The 4583-nt window shown below is 67.6% G+C and carries 4 protein-coding genes and 1 pseudogene; all 5 read left to right on the top strand.

Features of this window, described 5'->3' with window-relative positions; genetic code table 11:
- Nucleotides 1–311: flagellar protein FlaG (locus tag E4L96_RS12820; protein ID WP_135207619.1), on the top strand; the 311-nt coding region annotated here is incomplete at its 5' end.
- A 212-nt stretch (nt 312–523) separates the two neighbouring features.
- Nucleotides 524–3196: a flagellar filament capping protein FliD gene (fliD, locus tag E4L96_RS12815; protein WP_229414446.1), complete on the top strand. Its 2673-nt coding sequence runs from the start codon at nt 524–526 to the stop codon at nt 3194–3196.
- 78 nt (nt 3197–3274) lie between these two features.
- The gene (fliS, locus tag E4L96_RS12810) at nt 3275–3745 is read left to right on the top strand and encodes a flagellar export chaperone FliS (protein WP_135207618.1); all 471 of its coding nucleotides are present in this window, start codon (nt 3275–3277) and stop codon (nt 3743–3745) included.
- 39 nt (nt 3746–3784) lie between these two features.
- Entirely contained in the window at nt 3785–4114 is a 330-nt protein-coding gene (locus E4L96_RS12805) for a flagellar protein FliT (RefSeq protein WP_135207617.1), read from the top strand.
- A 44-nt stretch (nt 4115–4158) separates the two neighbouring features.
- Nucleotides 4159–4583: pseudogene (locus E4L96_RS12800) on the top strand (flagellar hook-length control protein FliK); the annotation flags it as partial.

Here is a 4583-nt window from a genome sequence, read left to right as displayed (position 1 = left end):
ACAGCGCTCCGGTGCCCGCCCCCCGCGCGCCCGCCGCCGCCGTCGAGACCGCCGCCGCCGTGGAACGCCCGGCCCAGCAGCAACCCTCGCCGCAGCAAGTGCACGAGGCCGTCGACAAGCTCAACAAGTCGCTCAAGCAGAGCAGCTCGGACCTGCTGTTCTCGGTCGATTCCGACACCGACAAGGTGATCGTGAAACTGGTCGACCAGAACACCAAGGAAGTCATCCGCCAGATCCCGTCGCCGGAAGCGCTGGAACTGGCCAAGTCGCTCGACAGCGCCCAGGGCCGCCTGATCAAGCAGGTCGCCTGACACCGGGCGCGCCGCGCCCCCCTCTGCTCCCGGCCGCCGGCGTTCTGCCCGCAGCCTCGGCCGCGCTCATCCCGCCGCTGCCGCGCCACGCCTTTTCCCCCGGCGTTCGTGTCCCTTCCCCAACAGGCTGAACTAAGCCGGATTTCCCCCTCTCAAGTCATCTTTGGCGCTGCCGATAATGACCTATGATGTGATTTCCTTTGGAGAACAACGTGGCTGGCACCATCTCTTCGTCCGGTATCGGATCCAACCTTCCCGTCGATGACATCATCAGCAAGCTGATGGCGGTCGAGGCGCAGCCGCTCACCCAGATGGCGGCCAAGGTAACCGCGCTGCAGACCAAGGTCAAAGCCTTCGGCACCCTGACCAGCGCCGTGTCCAGCTTCCAGGCCGCCCTGTCCGGCCTGACCAAGGCCGCCTCGTTCCAGTCGCTGACGGCACTCTCCACCAACACCGACGTGCTGGTCGGCTCGGCCAGCGCCAAGGCGGTGCCGGGCAACTACAGCATCAACGTCAACCAGATCGCGCAGGCCCAGACCCTGACCTCGGGCGGGCGCAGCAGCCTGACCGCGGCCATCGGCGGCGGTGCGGCCACCCGCATCACCTTCCAGTTCGGCGCCGCCAGCGGCAACTTCGGCGTGCTGGCCGGAGCGCTCCCCGCCAGCGTCGCCACCGGCGGCATCACGCCCGGCGCGCTGACCCTGAACGGCACCGTGATCGACACCGATGCCACCACCACCGACCCCGCCAAGCTGGTCAATGCGATCAACGCCAAGGCCACCACCACCGGCGTCAACGCCGCCCAGGTGGCGACCAGCTCCGCCACCCTGTTCGGCAGCGGCGGCGCCAGCACCTTCGGGGCCGTCGACACCAGCGGCACCGGCACCTATGCGCTGACCGTGGGCGGCGTGGAGATCGCGGCCCAGGCGGACGGCATCGCGGCCGGCGCGGGCGTGACCGCCGCCTCGATCGACGACGCGCTGGCCAACGATGCCACCCTGCAGGCCAACCTGAACGCGGCCGGCATCAGCTTCACCGGCAAGGCCGCCGACGGCACCCTGCGGTTCACCCGCAAGGACGGCACCGGCCTGGCCATCGACGAAACCGTGACCGGCGCGGTCCAGGGCGGCATCGGCACCGATTCGGCCACCGTGAATAGCGGTTCCAGCGTCACCGCGGCCGCCAGCCTGACCCTGCTGTCCCAAAGCGGCGCGCCGATCGTGATCGGTGGCAGCAACCCGTCCCTGGCGGGCCTGACGGCCGGCTCGGCGGGCAGCTTCCTGGATGCCGCTTTCAGCCAGGACAACACCCGAATCAGCGGCTCGGTGGTGATCGATGCCACCAACAACAACCTGCAGGGCATCCGCGACGCCATCAACAAGGCCAACATCGGCGTCACCGCCACCATCGTCTCGGACGGCAGCGCCAACCCCTACCACCTGGTGCTGAGCTCGAGCTCGACCGGGGCCAAGTCGACCATGCGCATCGTGGCCGAAGGCAAGGACGGCGGCCCGGTGGATGCGGACGTCCAGTCCCTGCTGGCCTACGACCCGGCCGGCACCCAGAACCTGACCCAGAACACCGCCGCGCAAAGCACCAAGCTGACCGTGAACGGCATCGCCGTCACCAGCGAAACGACCAGCGTGTCCGAGGCGATCCAGGGCGTGAACCTGACCATCGGCACCACCGGCAAGGCCAACCTGAACGTGGCCAAGGACACCGCCGCCGTCAAGGCCAACGTGACCGCCTTCGTCAAGGCCTACAACGACCTGAACACGGCGATCAACCAGGCCACCAGCTACGACGCCTCCACCAAGGCCGCCGGCCCGCTGCTGGGCGACGCCTCGGTGCGCAACCTGGAGACCTCGCTGCGGCGCCAGCTGGGCGTGTCGATCACCGGGCTGGAAAACAGTGCGCTGACCACCCTGTCCCAGGTCGGCATCCAGTTCCAGAAGGACGGCTCGCTGACCCTCGACAGCTCCAAGCTGGACAAGGCGATCGCCGACCACTTCGACGACATCGCCGGCCTGTTCGGCGCGGTCGGCAAGGCCACCGACAGCCTGGTGCAATTCTCCAGCTCGACCAGCAAGACCATTCCGGGCGACTACGCCGTGAACATCACCGCGCTGGCCAGGCAGGGCAGCGTGCAAAGCGAGAACGCGCTCGCGGCCAGCATCGTCATCCAGCCGAACACCAGCTGGATCGTGACCCTGAACCAGACCGACCCGGCCACCGCCAACCGCACCCAGACCGTGCAGCTGACCGCCGGCACCTACACGCCGGAGCAACTGGCCACCCTGATCCAGACCTCGATCAACGGCATCTCGGCCTATTCGTCCAACAGCCTGCAGGTCAACGCCAACATCGATGCGGACGGCAAGCTGAACCTGGTATCGACGCAGTTCGGCTCGGTCTCCAAGATCGCCGTCTCGTCCTCCACCGGCACCGCGGTCTCCGACATTTTCGGCAGCGCCCCGGTCCTCGTGGATGGCCAGGACGTGGCCGGTACGCTGGGCGGCAAGCCCGCCAAGGGCTCGGGCCAGTTCCTGACCGACGACTTCGGCCTGAAGGTGCAGATCACCGGCGGCGCCACAGGCGACCGCGGCACCGTCGGCTTCTCGCAGGGCTACGCCTACCAGCTGAACAACCTGGCCAACTCCTATATCGGGACGGACGGCCTGCTGGGCAGCCGCACCACCGGGCTGAACGCATCGATCAAGGATATCCAGAAGCAGCAGGACCGGTTCAGCGACCGCCTCACCGATATTGAAAAGCGCTACCGCGCCCAGTACACCGCGCTCGACTCGCTCATCTCGAGCATGTCGGCGACCCAAAGCTACCTGACGCAGCAACTGGCGGCGCTGAACGCCAACAGCAAGAGCTAACACCCAGAACCAACGCATTTGACGCACGAATGCACCACAGCGGGCCCACGGCCCCCGCAGGAATAAGGAGAGCAGACCATGTTTGGAAGTATGAAGAGTGGCGCCAACGCCTATGCCAAGGTCGGCATGGAAACGGGCGTAACGTCTGCCAGCCCGCACAAACTGATCGTGATGCTGTTCGATGGCGCCCTGGTCTCGGTGGCCAATGCCATCAACCACATGAAATCGAAGAACGTGGCCGAAAAAGGGGCCGCCATTTCGAAGGCCATCCTGATCATCGACAGCGGGCTGCGCGCGGCACTCGACAAGAAGGCCGGCGGCGAGATCGCCAACGGCCTGGACGGTCTGTATGAATACATGGGCGGCCGCCTGCTGCAGGCCAACCTGAAGAACGAACTGGAACCGCTCGAAGAGGTGCAGAAGCTGCTGACCGATCTGCGCGGGGCCTGGAACGCCATCGGCGACACTCCGGCCGCGCGCGAAGCGCAGGGCCTGGCGCCGTCCGTCCCGGCGCAGCCGCCGGCCACCTCCACTTTCGCCAGTGCCTGACAGACGGGTTCGTGCAACGTGAGCAACATGAGCAACAACATGATGACGAGTGAAGAAGTGGCCTCGGTCTACGAAGCGATGGTGGCGCTGACCGACCAGATGGTGCAGGCTGCCGAGAGCAGCGACTGGGACCGGCTGGTGCTGCTGGAGCAGCAGTGCGCCGTGCATGTGCTGCGCCTGAAGGATAACGAACCGGTGGGACCGCTGCAGGCGGCCGACCGCACCCGCAAGGTCACGGCCATCCGCAAGATGCTGGACGACGACCGCCGCATCCGCGACCTCACCATGCCGTGGATGGCCAAGCTGTCCGCGCTGATCAACAAGACCGGGACCGAACGCCGCCTCGCGCGCGCCTACGGCAGCGTCTGATTCACGCCTGAGGCACCGCCGTGCTGCGGCCGGATTTCCCCACAGTGAAACCGGTCGCCGGCGCGGACGCGGTGCGCCCGGCGGTGCCCGTCAGCGACGCCCGCCAGGAAGCCTTTGACCGTTCCATGTCCAGCCTGCTTGGCCAGTCGGTCAAGGGCGAAGTGCTGGCCAAATTGAACGACGGCACCTCGCTGGTGCGGGTGGCCGGCAATTCGGTGCGCATGCCGCTGCCCGAAGGCGCGCAGGTGGGCGCCCATGTGCCGCTGACCCTGGTGTCGCTGAGCCCGCGTCCCACGTTCGAGGTGGGCGGCCAGCCAGGCGGCGTGGAAGCACACATCGCCTACAGCGCGGCGGGGCTGCCGGACGGTGCCGCCCACGAGCCGCTGGTCTATCTCGACACCCACGGCGTGCCCACGCGCGCCGGCCAGGCCACCACCGGCACGCCGATCCAGGCCGCCCTCCCCACCGC

Origin of the sequence: Zemynaea arenosa (genome assembly GCF_004614185.1) — a bacterium.
Lineage (GTDB): Bacteria > Pseudomonadota > Gammaproteobacteria > Burkholderiales > Burkholderiaceae_D > Telluria > Telluria arenosa.
This window is presented reverse-complemented; position numbering and strand designations above follow the sequence as displayed.

Bases quoted from the DNA above. Each gene is read 5' to 3' on its own strand.
- fliS (WP_135207618.1), top strand. From the start codon at position 3,275: ATGTTTGGAAGTATGAAGAGTGGCGCCAACGCCTATGCCAAGGTCGGC.
- E4L96_RS12805 (WP_135207617.1), top strand. From the start codon at position 3,785: ATGATGACGAGTGAAGAAGTGGCCTCGGTCTACGAAGCGATGGTGGCG.